Here is a 2,525-nt window from a genome sequence, read left to right on the forward strand (position 1 = left end):
GATACTTCATTTAACTTCTGCATTTCGTTACCTTTTATCTCTTGAGTATCAGGCAAGCTGTTCCTGATATCCATTAGGTTTTTAGCATAATGACTGGGTAATATTTTTATTTCAGATGCATTTGGTACGCTGCTTCCATAGTTGTAATCCCTTTCCTCCTCACCCAAAGAAAGAAAGTCCGCAACTTTCTGTTGGTTTATCTGCCATGACACACCTGAAAGAAAGTGTTTGGACATATGCTGCATAACATTTTCATATTCGCGTCTGGACTGCACCCAACGCAAACACAATAAAACAGCCCTTTTTCTTGCGCTGAACATAACCAGGCTTTCACAATGAGTCTGTGCATTTGATGCCGGGCTTGCAACATCATCCCAAAAACCATGTTCAATTAATGAAGCTATCGCAGCACCTTTACTCTCTGGAGCAGAGTATTTTAAACAGTCACCGTCAGAATCAATAATTTCTTGCATCAATTTCACTCGCTGCTCTTTTAATTCCCAGCTATCTCGAAGTAAGTTTGTTAAGGTTTCTTTTTGACTCCATGCCTGCCTGGAAAAATTATCAATTCCATACATCATGACTAATAATGGAAGTGCACAAAATGCATAATAATCACCTTCCCTGATTACATTTTCCGATAACTTAATGTAATCAGCATTGCGAAGCATGTAAGTTAGGCATGGAAGGAATTCGGTAATTATCGCTTTACCATCTATATCAAATGCGACACTCCCTTTTCCCCCAACGCCCCAACATATGCCTCCTCTGGCCAATATTCGAACTTTCCCGTCTTCATAACTAAACCTAACAGAACCGCACCATCCAACTCCTAGTTGGGCTGAGACGTCTAAGGCAACTTTGGCTAGTTGCGTATATTTTGACTCTTTATTGTCGGGATTTAACCAGTAAATATAACCGGCCAGATTTACTGAAGCCTGAGCACCAGAAAATATTGTGAGCTCTCCTTTTATCTCCGGATCTTTCACAGTCTGACTGATATCAATACTACGTTGCCCTGGAGGAGTACTATCACCTGAAGAACCAGGTATTCCCTTCGCCCAATTACTTTTTACCGATACGCCTAACTCAACGCCCAGGCTTGCACCAACACTACCAGCAAGAGTCAGTTCAAAGTCAAAACGTAAAACCCCCAGATTTCCCATTCCGCCGCCCATTTCAGACTTCAGAGGATAAGTCAAGGTAATACCATGTATATCAGGGAGTGAAATCGTAAATTTACTCTTAGACTCAGCAAGAACCAGACCTGCGTAGGCACTTGCTTTTCCACTAGTGACTGCCTCTCTTTTTATTTTTTTACCTTGATTACGAAAATCTACTTCAAACGGATTTAATTCCTCTGTCAGGCCCGCGCCATAAGTCCAGCGCATGAATTGTGATTGGGAATCAAAGCCAAATTTATCTCCCTGGTAAGGAGAATGTTTAAGGCTGTCATTCATCTCTCTGGCCCACACACCAAGAACCCCCGTATGCTTCTTTACTAATTCCTGCTCAGCCTTCAACATTTTTGGCTTTATTTTACTTATCTGAGATTTAAGCTTATCGTAATCAATCTTTTCCCGTACTCTTATCTTCCCTTCACTATCGGTATACGACTCTGATACAACGAAACTCTTATCGCCAGATTTTTTATCATCACCTTCAAGTGGATAACGTCGCCATTTGCTGTCAATCTGATCTGAACGAGCATAAATATATCGGACGCCTTTCCCCCCCCCGCGAACTTCAATTAATTCCAGCAGACCTACAGCACTTTTGCTGCTGCTATCAAGGAATGTGGCCTTTGGAAGGCTCTCTATTGGAGAAAGTGTCGTCAATTTAACTTTCAATTTTTTATTCAGTTCATCGAGACGCTGAGCTTCCTGTTGTATCTGAGTTTGCAGTAGCTTTTGTTCCCCTACCTGCGTCCAGTTCAATTTGATACATTGCAACGTCAAGTCATCAATACGCATTTGTGTATCAAGCTGATTACCTAACAACTTATTGAGTTCATTACTTTCCTGCTCCAGCGCATCACCATCTACAGCCAGAAAGGTTTCACTGTCCGCATGAAAATATAAACGGATGCCAGAAGCATAACTGGCTTTAATCCCATTAGCCTGTATTCCTGTGTTACCACTACCATGAACGGTATCTGTTGTATTACCCATGAAGGTAACTCCTTTTACTTATTATTTGTTATATTCAGGCCAACTATCCGAGTTCAACTTTTATTTTTTCCGGCAATGCTGTAAAGATTTCAGCGGTTTTTCCCTCAGAATCTGTCACGCCTGAATAAATAATACCCTTGCCAGTTGTGATCCGATATCGTGTGTCTGGCATGGGCTGGCCAGTTTTATTATCGTGCGCTACAAAAAACTCACTATACCCTCCAGGAAAATCAGGTACGGAGGATGTATAGCTGGTCGCTCCCATTTTCTGAGCATTAACACATTTCCACAGAATATTACCTTCACAGCCCAGAATAATATTTTTACCCTGCAACTGAATGAACGACCCGTCCA

At 41.5% G+C, this 2,525-nt stretch carries 1 protein-coding gene and 1 pseudogene; both read right to left on the bottom strand.

Annotated features, from left to right (window positions below; genetic code table 11):
• Positions 1–2,171, bottom strand: a 2,171-nt coding sequence (locus HEM79_RS22105) for a hypothetical protein (RefSeq protein WP_183082718.1), incomplete at its 3' end; no start/stop codon positions are given.
• Between the two features lie 43 nt (positions 2,172–2,214).
• Positions 2,215–2,525: pseudogene (locus HEM79_RS22110) on the bottom strand (type VI secretion system tip protein VgrG); the annotation flags it as partial.

This window comes from Escherichia sp. 93.0816 (assembly GCF_013368855.2).
In the GTDB taxonomy this organism is placed as follows: domain Bacteria; phylum Pseudomonadota; class Gammaproteobacteria; order Enterobacterales; family Enterobacteriaceae; genus Escherichia; species Escherichia ruysiae.